Here is an 18,971-nt window from a genome sequence, read left to right on the forward strand (position 1 = left end):
GTCCCGCCATGCTTTTGATGATCGATAACTACGACTCCTTTACCTACAACGTGGTGCAGTACCTGGGCGAGCTGGGCGCAGACGTGCATGTGATCCGCAATGATGAACTGTCGATTGCCGAGATCGAGGCGCTTAAACCTGAGCGCATCGTGGTCTCGCCGGGGCCGTGCACGCCGACCGAAGCTGGGGTGTCCATTGAGGCCATTATGCATTTCGCCGGCAAGCTGCCGATTCTCGGTGTGTGCCTGGGCCACCAGAGCATCGGCCAGGCTTTCGGCGGCGATGTCGTGCGTGCGCGCCAGGTGATGCATGGCAAGACCAGCCCGGTGTTTCACCGCGATCTGGGCGTCTTTGCCGGCCTGAACAACCCGTTGACAGTGACCCGCTATCATTCCCTGGTGGTCAAGCGCGAAACCTTGCCGGACTGCCTGGAAATCACCGCCTGGACACAGCATGAAGATGGTTCGGTAGATGAGATCATGGGCCTGCGGCACAAGACCCTGCATATTGAGGGCGTGCAGTTCCACCCGGAGTCGATCCTCACCGAACAGGGCCACGAGCTGTTTGCCAACTTCCTCAAACAACAAGGAGGCCAGCGCTGATGAACATCAAGGAAGCCCTCAATCGAGTGGTCAACCAGCTCGACCTGAGCACCGAAGAAATGCAGGACGTCATGCGCGAAATCATGACGGGCCAGTGCACGGATGCGCAGATCGGCGCCTTTCTGATGGGCATGCGCATGAAAAGCGAGACCATCGACGAGATCGTCGGTGCCGTTTCGGTCATGCGTGAGCTGGCCAGCCATGTGCACTTGCAGACCCTCGATCATGTGGTGGATGTGGTCGGCACCGGTGGCGATGGCGCGAATATTTTCAACGTCTCCACGGCGGCAAGCTTTGTGGTTGCGGCTGCAGGCGGCAAGGTGGCCAAACACGGAAATCGTGCGGTTTCTGGCAAGAGCGGCAGTGCTGATCTGCTGGAGACTGCAGGGATCTACCTGAGTCTGACGCCTGTGCAGGTGGCACGCTGTATCGAGAGCGTCGGGGTCGGCTTTATGTTTGCCCAGGTGCATCACTCGGCGATGAAATATGCCGCCGTGCCACGTCGTGAGCTGGGCCTGCGCACCCTCTTCAATATGCTCGGCCCGCTGACCAATCCGGCCGGGGTCAAGCATCAGGTGGTGGGCGTTTTCAGCCAGGCGCTGTGCCGGCCGCTGGCCGAAGTACTCAAGCGCCTCGGCAGCCAACACATCCTGGTGGTGCATTCGCGTGATGGCCTGGATGAATTCAGTCTGGCGTCGGCGACCCATGTCGCTGAGCTGAAGGACGGCCAGATCACCGAATACGAAGTGCTGCCGGAGGACCTCGGGCTGAAGAGCCAGAGTTTGGTCGGCCTGGCGGTGGAAAGTCCGGAGGCCTCGTTGGCACTGATTCGTGATGCCCTGACGAAGCGTAAGAGCGAAGCCGGGCAGAAAGCGGCCGACATGATTGCCCTGAATGCCGGTGCGGCGCTGTATGCGGCGGACCTGGCGAGCAGCCTCAAGCAGGGTGTGCAGCTGGCCCATGACGCCTTGCACACTGGCCTGGCCTGGGAAAAATTGCAGGAGTTGGTGTCCTTTACCGCTGTATTCAAAGAGGAGAATGCCGGGTGAGTATTCCAACCGTTCTGGAGAAGATTCTCGCGCGTAAGGCTGAAGAAGTCGCCGCACGCCGCGCCGTTGTTTCGCTGGCCGAGCTTGAGCAGCAAGCCCGTGCTGCCGATCCGGTGCGCGGCTTTGCCGAGGCGCTGATAAGCCAGGCCAAGCGCAAGCAGCCGGCGGTGATCGCTGAAATCAAAAAAGCCTCGCCGAGCAAGGGCGTGCTGCGCGAGCAGTTCGTGCCAGCCGAGATTGCCGAGAGTTATCAGGCCGGTGGCGCCACCTGCCTGTCAGTGCTGACCGATATCGATTTCTTTCAGGGCGCGGATCGTTACCTGCAGGAAGCCCGTGGGGCGTGTTCACTGCCGGTGATTCGCAAGGATTTCATGATTGATCCGTACCAGATCGTTGAAGCCCGTGCCTTGGGTGCCGACTGTGTGCTGTTGATCGTCTCGGCCCTGGACGACGCGCAGATGGCCGAGCTGGCCGCGACGGCTAAAGCCTTCGATCTTGATGTGCTGGTGGAAGTGCACGACGGCGATGAGCTGGAGCGGGCGCTGAAAACCCTGGATACGCCGCTGGTGGGGATCAACAACCGCAACCTGCATACCTTCGAGTTGAGTCTGGAAACCACCCTCGACCTGCTGCCCCGCATTCCGCGTGACCGCCTGGTGGTCACCGAGAGCGGCATCCTCAACCGTGCCGATGTCGAGTTGATGGAAATCAGTGAGGTGTTTGCCTTCCTGGTTGGCGAGGCATTTATGCGTGCCGACAATCCAGGGGCTGAGCTAGAACGTCTGTTTTTTCCGGAGCGCAAGCGAGTGATCGCGGCTCCTGACGTGGACTGAAATCATCAAGCCATAAAAAAGCCGACGCATGCGTCGGCTTTTTTATGGCTGCAGCTTTGGTACTCAGCGTGTACCGAACACCACCATGGTCTTGCCTTTGACGTTGACCAGGCCCTGTTCTTCCAGAGCCTTGAGCACGCGGCCGACCATCTCACGCGAGCAGCCGACGATACGGCCGATTTCCTGACGGGTGATTTTGATCTGCATGCCGTCCGGGTGAGTCATGGCGTCGGGTTGCTTGCACAGGTCGAGCAGGGTGCGCGCAACACGACCGGTGACATCCAGAAAGGCCAAGTCGCCCACTTTGCGCGTGGTGTTGCGCAGGCGTTCAGCCATCTGGCTGCCCAGGGCGTAGAGAATGTCCGGGTCTTGTTGGGTGAGTTCGCGGAATTTGGCGTAGCTCAGCTCCGCCACCTCGCACTCAGTCTTGGCGCGCACCCAGGCACTGCGTTCTTTCTCGGCTCCGTCCTTCTCGAACAGGCCCATTTCTCCGAAAAAGTCGCCGGAGTTGAGGTAAGCAATGATCATTTCACGACCATCATCGTCTTCGATCAGGATAGTGACCGACCCTTTGACGATGAAGAACAGCGTTTCGCAGCGATCGCCCGCGTAGATAATGGTGCTTTTGGCGGTATAACGACGGCGGTGGCAATGTGCGAGAAGCTTGTCGAGATTTTTTATTTTAGGTGTAAGGGTAATAGCTACCATGCCCGAATCCCGAATGTATAAAGGTGAGCCGTTGTGCGGCTAGTTCTAATAATAGTTATCCGTACAAGTGTGCCAGTAATCAGGCGCCAGCTTAACAAACCCTCTGTAGCGAGGTCCTGTTTTGCGACCTGGCTAACATTCAGCCCGGAACTTTTTACACGCTGACTGCTGGGTGGCGAGTAAAAGCGCTGTGCTAAGCTGCCTCCCTTTTTAACAGCGGAGCCTGGGTAATGAAAGCGCGTATTCAGTGGGCCGGTGAAGCCCTGTTTATCGGAGAGTCAGGCAGCGGCCATGCAGTGGTGATGGATGGCCCGCCGGAGAGCGGTGGACGCAACCTGGGCGTGCGCCCGATGGAAATGGTGTTGATCGGCCTGGGCGGCTGCAGCAACTTCGATGTGGTCAGCATCCTGAAAAAATCCCGCCAGGCGGTCGAGAGCTGCGAAGCCTTTCTGGAAGCTGAACGCGCCACGGAAGAACCCAAGGTGTTTACCAAGATTCACCTGCATTTCGTGGTCAAGGGCCGCGGTTTGAAGGAGGCTCAGGTGAAACGTGCGGTGGAGCTGTCCGCCGAGAAGTACTGCTCCGCTTCAATCATGCTGGGCCGCGGCGGGGTTGAAATCACCCATGACTACGAAATTATCGAGTTGGGCGAGTAGCCTGCTGCGATAACGCCGTTGATGCAAAAGGGCACATCAGTGCCCTTTTTTGTGCCGCCGATTCAGCCTTATACGCGGTAGGTGGTGCTGGTCATCACCTTGGCCAACAGACTCATGCCGAACTTCACCGGCGCCGGGAAGCGCAGGCCGCCGGCCTCAAGAGCGTTGCAGGCATGTTGTTCTTCATCGGCGCGCATCTGTTCGAGTATCGCGCGGGATTTCTGGTCTTCCTGAGGCAGCTGCTGCAGGTGGTCGTCGAGGTGCTTGACCACCTGATCTTCGGTGGCGGCGACAAAACCCAGGCTGACCCGGTCGCTGATCAGGCCAGCCGCAGCGCCGACGCCGAAGGACAGACCGTAGAACAGCGGATTGAGGATGCTCGGTTGGCTGCCCAGCTGACGGATGCGCTGTTCGCACCAGGCCAGGTGGTCGATTTCTTCATCAGCCGCATGCTCCATGGCCTGGCGCACCTGCGGCAGTTTGGCAGTCAGCGCCTGGCCCTGATAGAGCGCCTGAGCGCAGACTTCGCCCGTGTGGTTGATACGCATCAAGCCCGCGATGTGTTGTGCTTGCTGCTCATCCAGCTCGCTTTCCGGTTGCACGATGGCCGGCGATGGCCGCGTCGGTTGACCGCTAAAGGGCAGCAACGTGCGCAGGGCGGCATCGGCTTGCAGCAGCAGGCGATCAACGGGTGAGAAGTGACGTTCGCTGGCCATAAGGACCTCCGGCGATGATGACGGCGTTCAGTTTACTCCACGCGCGGGAGAAGGTCTGTTGACGTTTCGTCGCAGCCTTGCCGCACGTCGGCGCCATTAGAGTTCGCGCAGCACGCGAAAACCCAGAGCGTAGTCCTTGTGCTGGGGCTGCTTCATGTCGCGTTGGCTGCTGCGCAGGTAGGTTGGGCCACTGTTCCAGGCGCCGCCACGAACTGCTCGCGGGCTCTGATCCATTAAACCGGCGCTGCGTTGCTCACTGCCATCGAACGGGCTGGCGAAGCGCGAAGCGGTCCACTCCCAGACATTGCCGGCAGTGTCATGCAGGCCGAAGGCATTGGCGGCGAACTGGCCGACACGTTCGGTCTTGCTCTGGATCAGCCGTGAGGTGGCGCAGCCACGGCAATGCGCACGCGGCCGATTTTCTGGGCTGTCGAGCTGCTCGCCCCACCAGTAATAGCTGGTGCTGCCGGCGCGGGCGGCATATTCCCATTCGGCTTCGGTGGGCAAACGGTAGCGCTGGCCGGTGACCTTTGAGAGCCATTGGCTGTAGGCCGCGGCCTGATGCCAGGACACATGGATTACCGGCCGCTGCGCTGACAGGCCCCAGCCTTCGTTATCTGGCATTGGCGTCGCGGTGGCCTCGGCATACTGCTGCCAGTCGCTGAACGTCACCTCATAACGACCGATGGCAAATGGCTGAGAAATTTCGATCGGAGTCAGCGGGCGTTCGTTATGGTTGCCGCGGCCACTGTGATCACCGAGCAGATAGCGCCCGGCAGGCACCACCACCAACTGTGGCCCTTGCTGGCCCTTGGGTAAGGCGTCGCTGAATACGCTGCCAACCGTATGTGCCTGCGCAGTGTTGATGACCAGCAGGGCGAGCACGGTCAGTGCGCCGAGTAAGGAACGACTCAACCCGGTGGCCATGCCATCTGCCGCTGACCCAGCACGTGCATATGGATGTGGTGCACCGTCTGGCCGCCCAGGTCATTGCAGTTCATCACCACGCGAAAGCCTTCCTCGCAGCCTTGCTCCTTGGCCAGGCGCTGCGCGGTAAAGAGGATATGCCCAGCCAGCGGCTTGTCTGCCTCGCTCAGATCATTGAGGGTGCTGATGTGTTTTTTCGGGATAACCAGAAAGTGCACTGGTGCCTGCGGGCCGATATCGTGAAAGGCAATCACCTGATCATCTTCATAAAGCTTGCGCGCCGGTATTTCACCAGCGACGATCTTGCAAAATAGACAGTCCATGGACAGTCTCCCGGCCGGTATTTAAAGAGGCCCGAGTTTAGTGGACAAGGAGCGTGGGTGAAAAACGATATTCATGATTTGGGCTTGGTACTGGACTCCAAGACCAAACTGGTGCTGATCGAATCCTGGGATGAGCCGCGGGTGCTGGAAACCCTGACCAGCTTGGCCGTGCGCCGCAGCCTTGGTTTGCAGGTGTGGTCGGTGACCGAGGGTTTGCAGCGTGTGGGCTATTCCATTCAGGAACCGGTCGACAGCGCCACCCTGGAGCCGGAAACTGCGCTGCGTCTGATCAAAGCGGACACGCAGCCGACGCTGTATGTGTTGTGCGATCTGCATCCGTTTCTAGACGACAACCCCAAACTGGTGCGCCTGCTCAAGGAAATAGCCATGAGTGAGGAGCCCAGCAAGCCGACGCTGGTGCTGGTGTCCCATGCCTGCAAGTTGCCGCCTGAGGTGCAGCGATACGCCTCACGCTTCAGCCTGTCTCTGCCTTCCGAGGAGGAGTTGCTGGCCATCGTGCGCGAGGAAGCCACCGGCTGGAGTGCGCGCAACTGCAATGCCCGGGTGCGCACCGATAACCGCACCTTGCAGCAAGTGGTGAAAAACCTCCGTGGTCTCAGCCATGCCGAAGCCCGTGCGCTGGCGCGCAATGTAATCTGCGATGACGGCGCTATTACCCAGGAAGACCTGCCGGAGCTGAACAAGACCAAATTCAAGTTGCTCGATCTCGATGGTGTGTTGAGTTTCGAGTACGACACCGCGCGTTTCGCCGAGGTTGGTGGGCTGAGCAACCTCAAGCGCTGGTTGGGTGACCGGCAGAGCATTTTTCTTGAAGGTAAAGGCGTCGATTTGCCCAAAGGCGTGCTGTTGGTGGGTGTGCAGGGCGGCGGCAAGAGTCTGGCCGCCAAGGCCATCGCGGGTCTGTGGGGCTTGCCTCTGCTGCGTCTGGATTTTGCCTGCCTGTACAACAAATTCTTCGGCGAGACCGAGCGCAACCTGCGTGAAGCCTTGAAGCTCGCCGAGCAGATGGCGCCCTGTGTGCTGTGGATAGACGAGATCGAGAAAGGCCTGGCCAGTGGTGATCACGATGGTGGCGTCAGCCAGCGCGTACTCGGCACCCTATTGACCTGGATGGCCGAGCGCAAGGCACCGGTGTTTATGGTGGCGACCGCTAACGTCATCTCGCGGCTACCACCGGAGCTGGTGCGCAAGGGCCGTTTCGATGAGCTGTTCTTTGTCGATTTGCCGGACGCGGAGGTGCGGGCCGACATCTTCCGTATTCACCTGGCGCGGCGTGAGCTGGATGTGGCGGGGTTTGATCTGAGCCAGCTGGCCGCCGCTTGTGATGGCTTTTCCGGTGCGGAGATCGAGCAGGCGGTGGTCAGTGCCCTGTATGCCGCGCAAGCCCAGCAACAAACGGTCAATCAGGCGTTGCTGCTGCAGAGCATTCAAAGCACCGCGCCGCTGTCGGTGGTGATGGCTGAAGACCTGGCGGCCCTGCGTGCCTGGGCGGACGGACGCACGGTCAACGCCGGCTAGCTACCTAACCGGCTTGCCAAACTGGCGATTGAGCCGTGCGCTGATGCGCCGTACCAGCCAGCGCGGTCCTAATCTAGGGCTGAGCGCAATCAGGCGATTGCGCCAGCCCGGGATGATGATCGCGCGGTTCTTCTCCAGCGCCTTGACGGTGATCAGGGCCACTTCCTCGGCATTCATCATCAGCTTGCCGCCCTGCAGGGCCTGTATATCCATCTGTGCAGTGCGGAAAAACGCACTGCGGGTTGGTCCCGGGCAGAGTACGGAGACTTTGACGCCATACGCTTTAAGCTCTTCGCGCAGGCCTTCGGAGAAGTGCAGCACATAGGCCTTGCTCGCGTAGTAGTTGCTCATGCCTGGTCCTGGCTGAAAGCCGGCGACCGATGCGACGTTGAGAATCTGTCCGCTGCCCTGGCCGGCCATGATAGTGCCGATGGCGTGGCACAGGCGGGCGAGTGCCAGGATATTCAGTTCGATCAGCTGTTGCTCGCGAGCCCAATCCTGGGCCACGTAGGCACCCGAGGTGCCAACACCGGCGTTGTTTACCAGCAGGTCGATGGTGCGTTCGCCTTGCTCCAGCTCATGCAGCAGACCGCTGACCTGCAGTGGCTGGCTAAGGTCGCAGACGCGAAACAGCACTTCCACGGAAAAGCGTTGAGTCAGTTCGCAGGCAATGCTTTCCAGCGCGTCGCGCTGGCGCGCCACCAGAATCAGATTGCGGCCACGTCGAGCCAGTGCTTCAGCCAGGGCCAAGCCAATACCGCTGGAGGCTCCGGTAATAAGCGCGTAACGGGTCATAGGGTTCTCCGTGATGGGGCCTTTCGACCCCATGTACCGCGCAAGGTTGCGAGTGGGTTACAGACCAGCGTCGGCGTAGCCCATATAGGCAGGCAGGGCGATGGCCGCAACAATACCGATGACGATGATGGCCACCCAGAGCAGGGCGAGGACTTTCACCGCGCGGCTATTCGGCGGTGGCGGCGGACCAAAGCGGTTAGCGGCGGTGCTGCCGGGGATGATAAACATCAGCAAGGAGAATACGCCGCCGACAATCGGCACCAGGGTGACCAGCAGCAGCCAGCCCGACCAGCCGATGTCATGCAGCCGTTGCACACCGAACATGATGCCGACTACCGCCACGGCGATACCCACGACCACCATCAGCAGACCGCCGAGAATCTCCGATGCGGCGAAGAACCCACCGGCGATGCCGAACAACGGCAAGCAGGCCAGCATCAGCACCATCGACCAGGCCAGGTAGCGCAAACGACCGATGCGCCCGTCGGTGGTAAAAGCCTTGAGCTCGCCGAACTCCGGCAGGGCTTCTGCTACTGCTGCTTTCGGTGTGGCGTAGGGCGTGGCTGCCGCGCTGACCACTTCAGGCGGGTTTTCTGCGAGCATGGCCTGGCGGGCGATAAATTTCTCGATAACAATGCCGCAGGCCGAGCATTCGATGGCTTTGCTTTGCTGGTGACCGCACTTTGGGCATGTCATCAGTACGTTGCTTTCGGCTTCGCTGCTTTCCGTACGATGATCATCGGTTTCCACCAGGCTCAGGCTGGCGGCCAGGTCCTGTTCCTTGCGCACTTTGGCCCCGGCGCTCTGCAGTGCCTTGAGGTACTGGTCTGCCTCGTTTTCGCTGAGGTCGCGCTTGATATCGACATTGCCGCCGCTAAACAGCGAGTTGATCCGGGTCAGGTCGCTCTTGAACAGGCGTGCGAGGTTTTCTTTGGCTGTTTCCAGGCTGACGTCAGGCATCAACTCGCCGTTAAACACAATCTTGAAGCGGGCTTGGGTCATGTCGGCGTCCTTGTCGGTGCCAGGGTAGAGTTGCGCTACAGACTAGCCGGCCTGCAGGCCAGTAAACAAGCCGCCTGCGCGCAAATGTGCCTGGGTCTAGAGGCGCTTCACGCTCTGCTGGCGGACCAGCTGCCTACCAAGCGGCCGTTGCGCAGAAGAACGAGTTGGTTGAATAACTCGAACAGGCCCTCCGAGCGCTGTGGGCGGAGAAACACCCAGTCGTCGACCTGTAAGCCTGTGCCGGCTGAGCCGATCAGGCGTTCCTGGTTGGCGCTGCGTCCATACAGTGAGTCATAACTGAGCCCCGCCGGGGATACCGGAGTTGCTGGCCATTGCCCGCCATACAGGTAGTAAGCCTGCTGGCGATTGGGATTCCAGCACTGCAGCAGTTGCTGTGAGCCGTCGAGAAACGGTAGCTGCCCGGGTAACGCTTTGAGCACCGGGCTGGCAATCCACAGGGCGGCTTGTTGGGCGGCCAGCAGGTCGCTGTCGAAATCACTGGGTTTGAGCAGTGCGGAGCCGACTGCGACTTCATTCAGCGGCGTATCGAGCTGGGTGTGCAGGGCATAGGTCAGGCTGCCAGCGCCATTGAGCAGCGGTTGTTGCGGCCATAGCTCGCTGAATGCGGCGGCGCTGGTGATAAATGCGCGGTAGCGTGCGGCGTTCTGGGTAAAGGCGCTGGTTGGGTCTGTCCAGAACGGCGTATGGGCGAGGTGCGCGTCATAGCCCATCAGGCCGCGTATGCGTAGCCGATTGGGTGTATTACGCAGCCAGGTGAGTGCGGCGCCAAGTTCTGCGGGCGTCGCAAAACCGCCACGTGCCAGGCCGATGTCGATTTCAAAGGCAATCTGTAGCGGTTGGTTGAGGGCGTTGGCCAGTGCGGCGTATTCCTGCAGACGGTTTTGGCTGTCGATCAGCCAGGTCAGCTGCTCAGCCGGGACAAAGCCGCTGCCTTGTGGCAGTTGCTGGTAGAAACTCAGGGCCGCGGCGCTGGGCAAGGGTTTGCCGAGCAGCAGGTCGGACTGGGGGAAGTTGACTGCCAGCTGATTGATCTGTGGCTGGTGGAACACCATAAAACGCTGCGTGCTGAGCTTCTTTGCTAGGTAGTCGAGCAGCCCGGTGGAGGCCAGTGATTTGGCCACTAGGCGCAGTGGCAGTTGCTGACCGAGTTGGCTAGCAAGCAGGTCGGCGTTCTGATCGAGGCGTTCCAGGTCTACCACCAGCAGCGGCAGTCCAGTGCCGGCACGCCGCAGTAACTGGTTGAGTGCTGCAAAGTAGGGCGCGTGCGGCAGGCCGAGATCGCCCGGGCGCAGCGCCCAGCCACCTAACAGCCCCAGCGCGCCGAGACCGAGCAGATTGCGTCGCTTCACCGCGCCCAGCGTTGTTGCAACTGCAGGCTTTGCTTGAGGGCGGCCCGGTATTCGCTGTCGAGGCGGGCGATCAGCTGCTCGACGCTGGGCAGGTCGTTGATAGTGCCAACACCCTGGCCGGCCGACCACACGGTTTTCCAGGCCTTGGCTTCTTCGTCCATCGGCTTGAGCTTCTCGCCGTAGTTGACCTCGCCTTTGTTCTGCAGCTGCTTGAGGTCGTAGCCGGCCAGCTCCAGGCTCTGGCGCATAAAGCTTGCGGGCACCCCGGAGACCGCCGGGGTGTGGATGATGTCGGCGGCTTTGGCGTCGAGAATCATCTGCTTGTAAGCGGCGGAAGCGGCGTTTTCCTGGGTGGCGATCAGGCGGGTGCCAAGGTAAGCGAGGTCGGCGCCGAGCAGCTGGGCGGCCAGCACTTCATGGCCCTGATTGAGGCAACCAGCCAGCAGCAGGGTCTTGTCGAAGAACTGGCGTATCTCGGCGATCAGCGCAAACGGGCTCCAGGTGCCGGCATGTCCGCCTGCGCCAGCGGCTACCGCGATCAGGCCGTCGACGCCGGCTTCGGCGGCTTTCTCAGCATGCCGGCGAGTGGTCACGTCGTGAAACACCAGACCGCCATAGCTGTGCACCGCATCGACCACGTCCTTCACCGCGCCGAGGCTGGTAATCACGATGGGCACGCACTGTTCAACGCAGATGGCGAGGTCCGCCTGCAGGCGCGGGTTGCTGCCGTGCACGATCAGGTTGACCGCATAGGGCGCGGAGTTGGCGTCGAGGCCCGCCTGAATCTCCTCCAGCCAGGCCTTGAAACCGCCGCTGTCACGCTGGTTGAGCGCCGGAAAGCTGCCGACGATGCCGCTGTTGCAGCAGGCCAGAACCAGTTGTGGGTTGGACACCAGAAACATCGGCGCCGCGACGACGGGTAGGCGCAGGCGTTGTTCAAGCAGGGCCGGAAGCGACATGCGGTAATCCTCTTGGAGTATTTAGAAAGGGCGAATCACGACCAGAATGACAATGCCGAGCAAGGCCAGCACGGGCGCTTCATTGAACCAGCGGTAGAACACATGGCCGCGTTGGTTCTCGCCACGGGCAAAGGCCTTGAGCTGGGCGCCGCACATAAACTGGTAGACCACCAGCAGCGCCACCAGGCTTAGCTTGGCGTGCATCCAGCCCTGGCTGAAGTAGTAACTCGGGTTAAGGCTGAGCAGCCAAAGGCCTAGGCCGACGGTGAGAATCAGTGATGGCCACATGATCCCGCGGTAGAGCTTGCGCTCCATGATGCAGAAGCGTTCGCGGCTGACTTCATCGGTGCTCATAGCGTGGTAGACGAACAGGCGCGGCAGGTAAAACAGGCCGGCGAACCAGCAGACCATGGCGATGATGTGAAAAGCCTTGAGCCATAGATAGAGCATCGTGCGCACTCGTTACAGGAAAGTGTCCCGATAGTAGTGGGCATGACTGCCTCCGTCATCACATGCCGCGCTCAAGTGTTGGCCCCTGGCCGAAGCGGCCGTATCATCGGCAGCTTTCCACTGCTGGTATTGCAAAGGGGCAAGTGATGATCAAGGTCGGAATCGTCGGCGGCACGGGGTATACCGGTGTCGAGCTGTTGCGTTTGTTGGCGCAACACCCGCAAGCGCAGGTCGAGGTGATTACCTCGCGCTCCGAGGCCGGCATACGTGTCGATGAGATGTACCCGAACCTGCGCGGTCATTACGACAACCTGGCGTTCAGCGTGCCGGACGTTGCTACCCTGGGCGCCTGCGATGTGGTGTTCTTCGCCACCCCGCATGGTGTTGCGCATGCCCTGGCCGGTGAGCTGCTGGCCGCCGGCACCAAGGTGATCGACCTGTCCGCCGACTTCCGCCTGCAGGACGCCGATGAATGGGCCAAGTGGTACGGTCAGCCGCACGGCGCGCCGGACCTGCTGCCGGAAGCGGTGTATGGCTTGCCGGAAGTTAACCGTGACGCGATCAAGCAGGCGCGTCTAATCGCCGTGCCGGGCTGCTACCCCACTGCCGCGCAGCTGGCGCTGATTCCGCTGCTTGAGGCCGGGCTGGCTGATACCACGCAGGTGATTGCTGACTGCAAATCCGGGGTTAGCGGTGCCGGGCGCGGTGCCAGCGTGGGTTCGCTGTTCAGCGAGGCCGGTGAGAGCATGAAGGCTTATGGGGTGAAAGGTCATCGGCATCTGCCGGAAATCCGCCAGGGTCTGCGTCGGGCTGCGGGTAAGGATGTCGGCCTGACCTTTGTGCCGCACCTGACGCCGATGATCCGCGGTATTCACGCCACGCTTTACGCCACCGTTGTCGACCGCTCGGTAGACCTACAGGCGTTGTTCGAGCAGCGTTATGCCAACGAGCCTTTCGTTGATGTTATGCCCGCTGGTAGCCACCCGGAAACGCGCAGCGTGCGCGGTGCCAACGTCTGTCGGATCGCCGTGCACCGTCCACAGGATGGCGACCTAGTGGTGGTGCTCTCGGTGATCGACAACTTGGTCAAAGGTGCGTCGGGCCAGGCGGTGCAGAACATGAACATTCTCTTCGGACTCGATGAGCGCCTGGGCTTATCTCACGCAGCCATGCTGCCCTGATGGCGGGCTGGGAGGTCCGCCTCAGCGATCCCGGGCGCGCCAGGCGCCGGCGTGTATTCGTCCTGCTGCTGGTGCTGTGTATTCCGCTGGCGTTTTATGCGGGCAGCTGGTGGCAGCATTACACGCAACCTGCCGTGACAGTGGGGCAGCCAGTCGAATCAGAGCGCGATGAGCAACTGCTGCGTGACCTCGAAGAGCTGCGGCAGCGTGTGGCGGTATTGAGCAGTGCAGAAAAAGTCAGCCAGCAGGCCAACGAGCAGAGCCGGCTGAGTATCAAGCTGCTGGAAGAGCAGATCTATAAACAGCAGCAGGATCTGGCCTTCTACAAAGGTGTATTGGCCCCTGCTAGTCGTCGTGAAGGTTTGCGCATCCGGGCCTTTGAGCTGCAGGCCACGGACAGCCCCGAGCTTTTCCGCTACAAGATACTCCTCAGTCGCGTGGGCAAAGGTGAGGCGCCGCTGGAAGGGCAGTTGCATGTGTCGATCGTCGGCAAGCAAGGCGAGCAGGACGTTACGCTCGAACTGGCTGCGCTGTCTGCGGACCTGCCCGATGCGTTGCCTGAGCAGCCTATTATCTTCGTGTTCAAGCACTTTCAGGCTATTCCTGAAGCTGGGCGGTTTGCCGAGCTAAAGTTGCCAGAAGGGTTTGTCCCGCGCGAGATCAAGGTGCGTGCCGAGGTGCAGGGCGAGAAGCCTCTGCTGCGCACATTCAAGTGGAACAAAGAGGAGTAACTGTTCCTTATGTGGAATAAAGACAAGGCGCGTACCGACGTGCAGCGTTTCGCGGGCAAGACGAGCCTGATTGCGGTAGGTGCCGAGCTGCATGGCGATTTGCGCTTTCAAGGCGCGGTGCAGGTCGATGGCAAAGTCATCGGTAACCTGGTGGCCAGCGAAGGCATGGTGCGCGTCAGTGTGCAGGGACGGGTTGAAGGTGAGCTTCGCGCCCCCCATATCGTGATTGACGGTGAGGTGATGGGCGATGTGCACGCCAGTGGTCACCTTGAGTTGGGCGCGCGAGCGCGAGTGCGCGGCAATCTGTATTACGCGTTGATGGAAATGGCCATGGGTGCGCAGATCGAAGGCCGCCTCTGCCGCTTGCAGGACGAAGCGCGGCCGTTGGAATTACCAGAAACGCTGGATGCTGCACAATAGTTGACCGCTTTTCTCGGGTAAGCGGATAATGCCGATCAGAATGCAGTATGGCGCGTAGCGCCGGGAGTTAATCAGCATGAGCGTCGAAACCTTCACCCCTAGCGCTATGCAATTTACGCAGGGCGCAGCGAACAAGGTGAAGAGCCTGGTCGATGAGGAAGGCAACCCGCGTCTGAAATTGCGCGTGTTTGTAACGGGAGGCGGTTGTTCCGGCTTCCAGTACGGCTTCACCTTCGATGAAGAAGTGGCCGAGGATGACACCATCATCGAGCGCGAAGGCGTGAGTCTGGTGGTCGATCCGATGAGCTTCCAGTACCTGGCAGGTGCTGAGGTGGATTATCAGGAAGGTCTGGAAGGTTCGCGATTTGTCATCAACAACCCGAACGCCACCACTACCTGCGGTTGCGGCTCTTCGTTCTCGATCTGAGTTACAGGCTATTCAAGCTAACGCCGTGCCTTATGCACGGCGTTGTCGTTTCTGCGCGCAGTGGATTTGAAAAAGTGATTAGGCGGGGTAGATCGCACCAAGCACCCGCAGGCCGCGAGCGCCGGTGACGCTAGGCCGGTTGGCGGGAATGCCTTCCAGGCAGCAGTGCGCCAGCCAGGCAAAGGCCATGGCTTCGACCCAGTCTGCGGGCACGCCATGCGCATCGGTGCTGCTCACCTTGCTATTAGGCAGCAGCTGCGCCATGCGGCGCATCAGTGTGTGGTTATGCGCACCACCACCACACACCAGCAGCATCTCGGTGTGCTGCTGAGCAGCCTTGAGCGCCTCGGTAATGCTGATAGCGGTCAGTTCCAGAAGGGTTGCCTGCACGTCAGCCTTAGCAAACGTCGGCTGGTTCTGCAGGTGCTGATCCAGCCAGGCCAGGTTGAATAGCTCGCGCCCCGTGCTTTTAGGGCCTTGAGTCTGGAAGTAGGGGTCGCCGAGTAGGGCGTGCAGAAGTGCCTTCTGCACCTGACCGCTTGCCGCCCATTGGCCGTCTTGGTCGTACGTCAGGCCTTGGTGGCGTTGAATCCAGGCGTCCAGCAGCACATTGCCCGGGCCACAATCGAAACCATGCACCGGGCGTTCGGGTTCAAGTAGGCTGAGGTTGCTGAAACCGCCAATGTTCAGGATGGCGCGAGTGCTGCCTTCGCTCGCGAACAATGCCTGGTGAAACGCCGGAACCAGCGGCGCCCCCTGGCCGCCCGCAGCGACATCGCGGCGGCGAAAGTCACTGACCACGCTGATGCCAGTCAGCTCCGCAAGTAAGGCGGGGTTGCCGATCTGGACTGTAAAGCCGCGGGCAGGTTCATGGCGCACGGTCTGGCCGTGGCTACCGATGGCGCGAACGCTGTGTGTGGGCGTTTCGTGCTGCGCAAGTAAGTCATTGATGCCCTGTGCTGCCAGGGTGGCCCAATGCTGTTCGGCAATCGCGGCGCGGGCTAACTCATCTGGTCCGGGCGCACACAGGTTAAGTAAGCTGCTGCGCAGCTCTTCAGGCATCGGCAGGTAGCGGGTACCGACTAAGCGAGTGCTATGTGTCTGTTCAATCAGTGCAATGTCCAGACCGTCCAGGCTGGTACCGGACATCACACCGAGATAGAGGGGCATGGTTTACCGCTGATTGTTGAGGGCAAGCATCGTGGACTTCTCTTTGTCCATTTGCGCCATCAACGGTTTGCTCAGCTGCATGAAGCGGGCTTTTTCGCTGCTGGCAATCGGGTCGGCCATTGGCAGTTTCTGGCTCAACGGGTCAACGTGAACGCCATTCACCTGGAACTCATAGTGCAGATGTGGCCCGGTCGATAGGCCGGTTGTGCCGATATAGCCGATGATCTGCCCTTGCTTGACGTTAGTACCGCTGCGGATGCCTTTGGCAAAGCCGTTCATGTGCGCATACAAGGTACGGTAGCGTTGACCGTGCTGGATAATGACAGCATTGCCGTAGCCGCCATGACGGCCTGCCAGGGTGATGCGACCATCGCCTGCAGCTTTGATAGGGGTTCCGCGAGGAGCGGCGTAATCCACACCTTTGTGCGCGCGAATCTTGTTCAGCACTGGGTGGCGGCGACCTGTGGAAAAGCGTGAGCTAATACGGGCGAAATCCACCGGGGTGCGGATAAAGGCTTTGCGCATGCTCTCGCCATTGGCGTTGTAATAGCTGCTATTGCCCTGTTTGTTGGTGTAACGCACGGCTGTATAGGTCTTGCCGCGGTTGGTGAAGCGTGCGGAGAGGATGTTGCCGGTCCCAACCTGCTTGCCGTTGACTACTTTCTTCTCGTAGATCAGCTCGAACTCGTCACCTTCGCGAATATCCATGGCGAAGTCGATGTCGTAGCCAAATACATTGGCCAGATCCATGGTCAGGCTGTGCGACAGACCGGCCCGCTTGGCTGAGAGAAACAGCGAGCTGTTGATCACGCCGTGGCTGTAGGTAGTCTGGACTTCGGGTTTAACCAGCTCACGCTTGAAGCTGAAGCCTTTGTCATTTTTGGCCAGGGCGATACTTTCCAGGTCGCTGAGTTTGCTGTGCAGGCTTTCGAGTTGGCCGTCCTCACTCAGTTTGAACTCAAGTGCCTGACCTACTTTGAGGCGTGTCAGCTGCTTGGCTTCTTTACTGCTGTTGAGCACGGCGTGCAGCGTGGTCGCACTCAGGCCTACTTTGGCGAACACGGTAGACAGCGTGTCACCGTTCTCCACGCGAACAATATGGTGTAGCGGGTCAGTTTGTTCGGGTTCTACAGCCTGTGCAGTTGGCTGTTCGTCCGGTGTCTCGGTGGCTGCTGTATTGGCGAATGGTGACTGACGGGCCTGGGTGTTGGCGGATTCTGCATCGTCTTGCAGCTCCGCATATTCAGCGCCGCTGTCCAGCTCAAGGTTCAGGTAGGTTTTCTTTGCTTCAACTTCGCGAGAGGGGAATACCAGTAGGGCTAGGCTCAGTAGGGCGGCGACGCCACTGGCCGCCAAGATATGGCTTTTCGGGTACAGGGGCGGCGCTTTAGTTGGAGAGGTCATAGGCGGCTTTTTGACTTTAAAAATGAAAAGAAATAGATAAACGAAATGATGAATATGCAGTAACTGTATAAAATATAACCAAATCGCTAGCTAGGCAACCCCGGTTGTCGCTAGGCGGTCTTAGCGTAGGTGGGGTGGCCGGCAGAACTTGTGATTTGTCTGCGATCTTGTATGGTTGGTTCCCTTTTGTTTTGAGTGGTCGTGAGTCCTGTCATGAAGTCGGTTGAAGAGCAGTTGGCGCTGATCAAGCGTGGCGCGGAAGAGGTTCTGGTTGAAGCTGAGCTGATTGAAAAGCTCAAGCGTGGTCAGCCGCTGCGTATTAAGGCCGGTTTTGATCCGACGGCGCCGGATCTGCATCTCGGGCACACCGTGCTCATTAATAAGCTGCGGCAGTTCCAGGAATTAGGCCATCAGGTGATCTTCCTGATTGGTGATTTCACGGGAATGATTGGTGATCCCAGCGGTAAAAGTGCCACCCGTCCGCCGTTGACCCGTGATCAGGTGCTCGAGAACGCGGAGACCTATAAAACCCAAGTATTCAAGATTCTTGATCCTGCAAAAACCGAGGTTGCTTTCAACTCCACGTGGATGGACAAAATGGGGCCGGCGGATTTCATTCGCCTCACCTCACAGTACACCGTGGCGCGCATGCTTGAGCGCGATGACTTCAGTAAGCGCTACTCGACCAATCAGCCGATAGCTATCCACGAGTTCCTCTATCCGCTGGTTCAGGGGTATGACTCGGTTGCGCTGCAGGCGGATATTGAACTGGGTGGCACGGATCAGAAATTCAACCTGCTGATGGGGCGCGAGTTGCAGCGCTCCTATGGTCAGGCGTCGCAGTGCATCGTCACCATGCCGTTGCTTGAAGGGTTGGATGGCGTGAAGAAGATGTCCAAGTCATTGGGCAACTACATAGGGATCCAAGAAGCGCCTGGTGTCATGTACAACAAGCTGGTCTCCATGCCGGATGCATTGATGTGGCGCTATTTCGAGCTGCTTAGCTTTCGCTCCATGGACGAGATTGAACAGTTCAAGCGTGATGTCGAGCAGGGCGCAAACCCCCGTGACATCAAAATCAAACTGGCTGAAGAGATCGTTGCTCGCTTCCATGGCGAAGAGGCGGCGCTCAGTGCTCATCGCTCGGCGGGTAATCGCATGAAAGAGGGCGAACTGCCTGACGATCTGCCAGAGATCGAGGTGTTATCTGTTGAGGACATGCCGATTGCTGCGCTCCTTAATAAAGCGGGTTTGGTGAAGAACGCTGCTATGGCGCGCGACCTTTTGGGTTCCGGCGGTGTTCGGGTGGATGGTGAGGTGGTGGATCGCTCCTTTATATATAAGGTGGGGGCGGTACATGTCTGCCAGGCCGGCAAGAAGGCGTTTGCGCGCATTACGCTTAAGCTAGAGTCATAAGGCGCTAGGTGTAGTGGGTGCGACAAAGCCGTTGAAGCGTCAGCTTCAACGGCTTTGTCGTTTCTGCAGGCGGCGCGCAGATGGTTTGTGTGGCTGTAGCCTTTGATTTCATGGGTATTGAAACAAAAGCGCAATAATCGATTGACCTTCGTTTTCCAGTCCCTATAATGCGCACCTCTTCAGACGTAAGCGGCTCCTTAAACTTCTTATAAAACAAGAAGTTAGATTTAAAAAGGGCTTGCAAAGCAGCGAAAGCTGCGTAGAATGCGCCTCCTCTTCAGGAGGTAGTGTTT

The 18,971-nt window shown here is 59.6% G+C and carries 21 protein-coding genes; 10 read left to right on the top strand and 11 right to left on the bottom strand.

Annotated features, from left to right (window positions below; genetic code table 11):
- Positions 1-8 precede the first annotated feature (8 nt).
- The 3 genes from CUR33_RS02640 to trpC are packed head-to-tail and all read left to right on the top strand — an operon-like array spanning position 9 to position 2,484.
- Positions 9-602, top strand: coding sequence for an aminodeoxychorismate/anthranilate synthase component II (locus CUR33_RS02640; protein WP_090256090.1), 594 nt, complete (start codon positions 9-11; stop codon positions 600-602).
- Positions 602-1,651 (top strand): anthranilate phosphoribosyltransferase, encoded by a 1,050-nt coding sequence (gene trpD, locus CUR33_RS02645; protein WP_289238612.1) that lies wholly within the window; start codon positions 602-604, stop codon positions 1,649-1,651. Before CUR33_RS02640 ends, trpD begins: the two co-directional genes overlap by 1 nt.
- Positions 1,648-2,484 (top strand): indole-3-glycerol phosphate synthase TrpC, encoded by an 837-nt coding sequence (trpC, locus tag CUR33_RS02650; protein ID WP_289238613.1) that lies wholly within the window; start codon positions 1,648-1,650, stop codon positions 2,482-2,484. The genes trpD and trpC overlap by 4 nt, the downstream gene beginning before the upstream one ends.
- A 63-nt stretch (positions 2,485-2,547) precedes the next feature.
- Here the strand turns inward: trpC and crp are convergent, their stop codons facing one another.
- Complete coding sequence (crp, locus tag CUR33_RS02655; protein WP_090256093.1) at positions 2,548-3,192, bottom strand: cAMP-activated global transcriptional regulator CRP; 645 nt, start codon at positions 3,190-3,192, stop codon at positions 2,548-2,550.
- Between the two features lie 230 nt (positions 3,193-3,422).
- Between crp and CUR33_RS02660 the strand changes: the two genes are divergently transcribed.
- A complete protein-coding gene (locus CUR33_RS02660; protein ID WP_160089400.1) occupies positions 3,423-3,848 on the top strand; it encodes an OsmC family protein in 426 nt (141 codons plus the stop codon).
- Between the two features lie 68 nt (positions 3,849-3,916).
- Here CUR33_RS02660 and coq7 read toward each other — a convergent pair whose 3' ends face one another.
- The 3 genes from coq7 to CUR33_RS02675 all read right to left on the bottom strand — a co-directional run bounded on the left by coq7 (position 3,917) and on the right by CUR33_RS02675 (position 5,814).
- Positions 3,917-4,564 carry a 2-polyprenyl-3-methyl-6-methoxy-1,4-benzoquinone monooxygenase gene (coq7, locus tag CUR33_RS02665; RefSeq protein WP_289238614.1) on the bottom strand — a complete coding sequence of 216 codons (648 nt, stop codon included), beginning with the start codon at positions 4,562-4,564 and terminating at the stop codon, positions 3,917-3,919.
- A gap of 96 nt (positions 4,565-4,660) precedes the next feature.
- A complete protein-coding gene (locus CUR33_RS02670; RefSeq protein ID WP_289238615.1) occupies positions 4,661-5,491 on the bottom strand; it encodes a formylglycine-generating enzyme family protein in 831 nt (276 codons plus the stop codon).
- Complete coding sequence (locus CUR33_RS02675) at positions 5,476-5,814, bottom strand: histidine triad nucleotide-binding protein (RefSeq protein ID WP_090256097.1); 339 nt, start codon at positions 5,812-5,814, stop codon at positions 5,476-5,478. Before CUR33_RS02675 ends, CUR33_RS02670 begins: the two co-directional genes overlap by 16 nt.
- Before the next feature lie 57 nt (positions 5,815-5,871).
- Between CUR33_RS02675 and CUR33_RS02680 the strand changes: the two genes are divergently transcribed.
- Entirely contained in the window at positions 5,872-7,353 is a 1,482-nt protein-coding gene (locus CUR33_RS02680) for an AAA family ATPase (RefSeq protein ID WP_289238616.1), read from the top strand.
- Here the strand turns inward: CUR33_RS02680 and CUR33_RS02685 are convergent, their stop codons facing one another.
- From CUR33_RS02685 to hemJ, 5 genes are all read right to left on the bottom strand, one after another.
- Entirely contained in the window at positions 7,354-8,148 is a 795-nt protein-coding gene (locus CUR33_RS02685; protein ID WP_289238617.1) for an SDR family NAD(P)-dependent oxidoreductase, read from the bottom strand. It lies immediately after the preceding gene.
- A gap of 57 nt (positions 8,149-8,205) precedes the next feature.
- Positions 8,206-9,150 carry a DUF805 domain-containing protein gene (locus CUR33_RS02690; protein ID WP_289238618.1) on the bottom strand — a complete coding sequence of 315 codons (945 nt, stop codon included), beginning with the start codon at positions 9,148-9,150 and terminating at the stop codon, positions 8,206-8,208.
- 107 nt (positions 9,151-9,257) lie between these two features.
- The gene (locus tag CUR33_RS02695) at positions 9,258-10,520 is read right to left on the bottom strand and encodes an alanine racemase (RefSeq protein WP_289238619.1); all 1,263 of its coding nucleotides are present in this window, start codon (positions 10,518-10,520) and stop codon (positions 9,258-9,260) included.
- On the bottom strand, positions 10,517-11,479 hold the full coding sequence (locus CUR33_RS02700) for an NAD(P)H-dependent flavin oxidoreductase (RefSeq protein ID WP_289238620.1): 963 nt from the start codon (positions 11,477-11,479) through the stop codon (positions 10,517-10,519). The genes CUR33_RS02695 and CUR33_RS02700 overlap by 4 nt, the downstream gene beginning before the upstream one ends.
- Positions 11,480-11,500: 21 nt before the next feature.
- A complete protein-coding gene (hemJ, locus tag CUR33_RS02705) occupies positions 11,501-11,929 on the bottom strand; it encodes a protoporphyrinogen oxidase HemJ (protein ID WP_289238621.1) in 429 nt (142 codons plus the stop codon).
- 146 nt (positions 11,930-12,075) lie between these two features.
- On the opposite strand from hemJ, the gene argC reads away from it, so the two are divergent.
- The 4 genes from argC (at position 12,076) to erpA (ending at position 14,688) form a co-directional block, all read left to right on the top strand.
- Positions 12,076-13,110: an N-acetyl-gamma-glutamyl-phosphate reductase gene (gene argC, locus CUR33_RS02710; RefSeq protein ID WP_289238622.1), complete on the top strand. Its 1,035-nt coding sequence runs from the start codon at positions 12,076-12,078 to the stop codon at positions 13,108-13,110.
- Positions 13,110-13,841 (top strand): DUF6776 family protein, encoded by a 732-nt coding sequence (locus CUR33_RS02715; protein ID WP_289238623.1) that lies wholly within the window; start codon positions 13,110-13,112, stop codon positions 13,839-13,841. Before argC ends, CUR33_RS02715 begins: the two co-directional genes overlap by 1 nt.
- A 9-nt stretch (positions 13,842-13,850) precedes the next feature.
- A complete protein-coding gene (locus CUR33_RS02720) occupies positions 13,851-14,261 on the top strand; it encodes a bactofilin family protein (RefSeq protein WP_289238624.1) in 411 nt (136 codons plus the stop codon).
- A 76-nt stretch (positions 14,262-14,337) separates the two neighbouring features.
- The gene (erpA, locus tag CUR33_RS02725) at positions 14,338-14,688 is read left to right on the top strand and encodes an iron-sulfur cluster insertion protein ErpA (protein ID WP_090256106.1); all 351 of its coding nucleotides are present in this window, start codon (positions 14,338-14,340) and stop codon (positions 14,686-14,688) included.
- A gap of 78 nt (positions 14,689-14,766) precedes the next feature.
- Here erpA and CUR33_RS02730 read toward each other — a convergent pair whose 3' ends face one another.
- Together CUR33_RS02730 and CUR33_RS02735 are read right to left on the bottom strand one after the other, a co-directional pair.
- Positions 14,767-15,858, bottom strand: a complete 1,092-nt coding sequence (locus tag CUR33_RS02730) for an anhydro-N-acetylmuramic acid kinase (protein ID WP_289238625.1) — start codon at positions 15,856-15,858, stop codon at positions 14,767-14,769.
- 3 nt (positions 15,859-15,861) lie between these two features.
- Complete coding sequence (locus tag CUR33_RS02735; RefSeq protein WP_289238626.1) at positions 15,862-17,262, bottom strand: peptidoglycan DD-metalloendopeptidase family protein; 1,401 nt, start codon at positions 17,260-17,262, stop codon at positions 15,862-15,864.
- 213 nt (positions 17,263-17,475) lie between these two features.
- Between CUR33_RS02735 and tyrS the strand changes: the two genes are divergently transcribed.
- Positions 17,476-18,678 carry a tyrosine--tRNA ligase gene (gene tyrS, locus CUR33_RS02740; protein WP_289238627.1) on the top strand — a complete coding sequence of 401 codons (1,203 nt, stop codon included), beginning with the start codon at positions 17,476-17,478 and terminating at the stop codon, positions 18,676-18,678.
- Positions 18,679-18,971 lie beyond the last annotated feature (293 nt).

This window comes from Pseudomonas sp. FEMGT703P, assembly GCF_002786345.1.
In the GTDB taxonomy this organism is placed as follows: domain Bacteria; phylum Pseudomonadota; class Gammaproteobacteria; order Pseudomonadales; family Pseudomonadaceae; genus Aquipseudomonas; species Aquipseudomonas peli.

What these genes read in the sequence shown, in the direction of transcription:
- CUR33_RS02640 (WP_090256090.1), top strand. Translation starts at nt 9, where the DNA reads ATGCTTTTGATGATCGATAACTACGACTCCTTTACCTACAACGTGGTG.
- trpD (WP_289238612.1), top strand. Translation starts at nt 602, where the DNA reads ATGAACATCAAGGAAGCCCTCAATCGAGTGGTCAACCAGCTCGACCTG.
- crp (WP_090256093.1), bottom strand. Translation starts at nt 3,192, where the DNA reads ATGGTAGCTATTACCCTTACACCTAAAATAAAAAATCTCGACAAGCTT.
- CUR33_RS02660 (WP_160089400.1), top strand. Translation starts at nt 3,423, where the DNA reads ATGAAAGCGCGTATTCAGTGGGCCGGTGAAGCCCTGTTTATCGGAGAG.
- coq7 (WP_289238614.1), bottom strand. Translation starts at nt 4,564, where the DNA reads ATGGCCAGCGAACGTCACTTCTCACCCGTTGATCGCCTGCTGCTGCAA.
- CUR33_RS02670 (WP_289238615.1), bottom strand. Translation starts at nt 5,491, where the DNA reads ATGGCCACCGGGTTGAGTCGTTCCTTACTCGGCGCACTGACCGTGCTC.
- CUR33_RS02675 (WP_090256097.1), bottom strand. Translation starts at nt 5,814, where the DNA reads ATGGACTGTCTATTTTGCAAGATCGTCGCTGGTGAAATACCGGCGCGC.
- CUR33_RS02685 (WP_289238617.1), bottom strand. Translation starts at nt 8,148, where the DNA reads ATGACCCGTTACGCGCTTATTACCGGAGCCTCCAGCGGTATTGGCTTG.
- CUR33_RS02690 (WP_289238618.1), bottom strand. Translation starts at nt 9,150, where the DNA reads ATGACCCAAGCCCGCTTCAAGATTGTGTTTAACGGCGAGTTGATGCCT.
- CUR33_RS02700 (WP_289238620.1), bottom strand. Translation starts at nt 11,479, where the DNA reads ATGTCGCTTCCGGCCCTGCTTGAACAACGCCTGCGCCTACCCGTCGTC.
- hemJ (WP_289238621.1), bottom strand. Translation starts at nt 11,929, where the DNA reads ATGCTCTATCTATGGCTCAAGGCTTTTCACATCATCGCCATGGTCTGC.
- argC (WP_289238622.1), top strand. Translation starts at nt 12,076, where the DNA reads ATGATCAAGGTCGGAATCGTCGGCGGCACGGGGTATACCGGTGTCGAG.
- CUR33_RS02715 (WP_289238623.1), top strand. Translation starts at nt 13,110, where the DNA reads ATGGCGGGCTGGGAGGTCCGCCTCAGCGATCCCGGGCGCGCCAGGCGC.
- CUR33_RS02720 (WP_289238624.1), top strand. Translation starts at nt 13,851, where the DNA reads ATGTGGAATAAAGACAAGGCGCGTACCGACGTGCAGCGTTTCGCGGGC.
- erpA (WP_090256106.1), top strand. Translation starts at nt 14,338, where the DNA reads ATGAGCGTCGAAACCTTCACCCCTAGCGCTATGCAATTTACGCAGGGC.
- CUR33_RS02730 (WP_289238625.1), bottom strand. Translation starts at nt 15,858, where the DNA reads ATGCCCCTCTATCTCGGTGTGATGTCCGGTACCAGCCTGGACGGTCTG.
- CUR33_RS02735 (WP_289238626.1), bottom strand. Translation starts at nt 17,262, where the DNA reads ATGACCTCTCCAACTAAAGCGCCGCCCCTGTACCCGAAAAGCCATATC.
- tyrS (WP_289238627.1), top strand. Translation starts at nt 17,476, where the DNA reads ATGAAGTCGGTTGAAGAGCAGTTGGCGCTGATCAAGCGTGGCGCGGAA.